Annotated in this window: 3 protein-coding genes; 1 reads left to right on the top strand and 2 read right to left on the bottom strand. The window is 62.2% G+C overall.

The features are described 5' to 3' along the window. Positions 1-889, bottom strand: an 889-nt coding sequence (gene glsB, locus DBR24_RS11210; RefSeq protein WP_128614771.1) for a glutaminase B, incomplete at its 3' end; no start/stop codon positions are given. Between the two features lie 138 nt (positions 890-1027). Between glsB and DBR24_RS11205 the strand changes: the two genes are divergently transcribed. After that, positions 1028-1516: a GFA family protein gene (locus DBR24_RS11205; protein WP_128614770.1), complete on the top strand. Its 489-nt coding sequence runs from the start codon at positions 1028-1030 to the stop codon at positions 1514-1516. Between the two features lie 182 nt (positions 1517-1698). Here DBR24_RS11205 and DBR24_RS11200 read toward each other — a convergent pair. Next, the coding region (locus DBR24_RS11200; RefSeq protein WP_256591393.1) for an ATP-binding protein at positions 1699-2113 on the bottom strand (415 nt) is incomplete at its 5' end.

Here is a 2113-nt window from a genome sequence, read left to right as displayed (position 1 = left end):
TTCTTGAGCTGAGCATCTCCAGTGCCGCCATCCCTGCCAGCGAGTTGCCGGCTGCATTCAACTCCGGTGACCACACGCACACCGTGAACTGCCCCGGCACCACCGCGACGATTCCACCGCCCACCCAGCTCTTGCCCGGCAAACCGACGCGATAGGCGAAGTTGCCGGCTTCGTCGTACAAACCGCTGGTGGCCATGATCGAATTGACCTGCTGGGTCTGGCGCCGACTGAGGATCTGTTCGCCGCTGTGCTTGCAGAACCCGTCGTTGGCCAGGAAGCAGAACGCCCGGGCCAGATCAATGCAGCTCATACGCAGCGCGCAATGGCTGAAGTAGCTGCGCAGCACCGCTTCGACATCGTTGTGGAAATTGCCAAACGATTGCATCAAATACGCCATCGCCGCGTTGCGCGCACGGTGCTGGTATTCGGAATCGGCGACTTTGCCGTCGATCATGATTTGCGGATTGCCCGACAGGCGCCGGACAAAATCGCGCATCGACAGGGTCGGCGCAGCGAAGCGCGACTGATTGATGTCGCAGATCACCAGCGCGCCGGCGTTGATGAACGGATTGCGCGGGCGACCGCGTTCGAACTCCAGTTGCACCAGGGAATTGAACGGCTGGCCGGACGGTTCGTGACCCAGCCGCTCCCAGATCGCCTCGCCGGAATGCTCGATCGCCTGCACCAGGCTGAACACCTTGGAAATACTCTGCACCGAGAACGGCGTCTCGGCGTCGCCGGCGTAATACATCTCGCCGTCGTTGCCATACACGGCAATGCCCAGTTGATTGGCCGGCACGGTGCCGAGGGCAGGAATATAGTCAGCCACCTTGCCCTGCCCGATCAGGGGCCGGACAGCGTCAAGGATCTCGTTCAACAGCGCTTGCATGCCGGGTTCCGAAGTCTCGCCCCATGGGATTGCGGGGACACTGGGGCTAGACGCTGCGCCCGCCCGTCGAATCACACCGACCGCCATCGCACTGAATGTTCTAGGCTCAACCGCACATTCAAAAACGGGAGAGCAACCATGCAACTCGAAGGCTCCTGCCATTGTGGCGAGGTCACGTTCAGTCTCACCAGCGCCCATCCCTACCCTTATCAACGCTGCTACTGCTCGATCTGTCGCAAGACTCAGGGCGGTGGCGGTTATGCGATCAACCTTGGCGGCGACGCGACCAGCCTCAAGGTACGCGGGCGAAAACACATCAGCATTTACCACGCGAAGATGAAAGACGAAGGCGACCAGCGCGCCCATCGCAGCAGCGCCGAACGACATTTCTGTTCACTGTGCGGCAGCGGCTTGTGGCTGTTCAGCCCGGAATGGCCGGAACTGATCCACCCGTTTGCCTCGGCCATCGACACGCCGTTGCCGGTGCCCCCGGAACATAAGCATCTGATGCTCGGCTCGAAAGCACCGTGGGTGGAAATCGACGTTACAGCGAAAGACAAACAGTTCGACGTCTACCCCGAAGAATCCATCGCCCAATGGCATGAACGCCTCGGTTTGACCCGCTGACCGCGTAACTCCAGCCCCCCTGTAGGAGTGAGCCTGCTCGCGATGGCGGTGGGTCAGTAGCAAAAATGCCGATTGGACTGACCCCTTCGCGAGCAAGCTCGCTCCCACAATGATCTCCGGCGTTCACAAATCCAATGTGGGAGCGAGCTTGCTCACGAAGGGCGCGGCACAGGGCAACGCATTCAATCCAGGTGCGCCCAGGTCATGCGAAACGACGCCCCGCCCCAGGCGGAATCCCCGACCTCAACCTGCCCGCCATGGGACTGCGAAACCCGCCGCACCAACGCCAGCCCCAGACCGAAACCGCCGGTACGGCGATCGCGGCTCGCGTCCAGCCGCGAGAACGGTTCAAAGATCTTCTCCCGGCCGTCCACCGGCACGCCCGGCCCGTCGTCGTTGACCCGCACTTCGTAGTAGTCGCCATGGCGCACCAGCGACACCTCCACCCGCTGCTCGGCATAGCGAATCGCGTTGCGCAGCAGATTGATCACCGCCCGCGCCATGAAGCGAGGTTCGATACGCACCGTGTCGAGCCGGCAATCGCCAATCAGCAATTGCACGCCCGCCGCTTCCGCCTCCAGCGCCACACTGCCGACC

Source organism: Pseudomonas sp. HMWF006 (genome assembly GCF_003061205.1).
Lineage (GTDB): Bacteria > Pseudomonadota > Gammaproteobacteria > Pseudomonadales > Pseudomonadaceae > Aquipseudomonas > Aquipseudomonas monsensis.
This window is presented reverse-complemented; position numbering and strand designations above follow the sequence as displayed.

Excerpts from the sequence above, each read along its gene's own strand:
- DBR24_RS11205 (WP_128614770.1), top strand. The coding sequence starts at position 1,028 with ATGCAACTCGAAGGCTCCTGCCATTGTGGCGAGGTCACGTTCAGTCTC.